General features: G+C 54.5%; 1 pseudogene. It reads left to right on the forward strand.

Annotation, left to right across the window (positions count from 1 at the left end):
* Window positions 1-358 (forward strand): annotated as a pseudogene (locus AB8818_RS22905) (host specificity protein); the annotation flags it as partial.

Consider the following 358-nt stretch of genomic DNA (forward strand, 5'->3'; position numbering starts at 1 on the left):
GCAATCTGTAGCGAAGGCTAAAATTCTGGTTGCGCTTGGGGAAGGGGAATTTGCAGGGCAGCTAACCGGCAAAGATATCTACCTGGACGGAACGGCGCTTGAGAACGGCGACGGCTCCCAAAACTTCAGCGGTGTGACGTGGGAGTTTCGTGCGGGAACACAGGCGCAAAATTACATTCAGGGTATTCCCGGTACCGAAAATGAAATCAGCGTGGGCACCGAAGTAACAAGCGCTACAGCCTGGACGCGCACGTTCACCAATACGCAGCTATCAGCGGTTCGTCTGCGTCTGAAATGGCCTTCGCTTTTCAAGCAGGAGGACGACGGGGATCTGGTCGGCTATTCGATTAACTACGCG

This window comes from Enterobacter sp. KB-280D8, assembly GCF_041399405.1.
GTDB lineage: Bacteria > Pseudomonadota > Gammaproteobacteria > Enterobacterales > Enterobacteriaceae > Enterobacter > Enterobacter cloacae_N.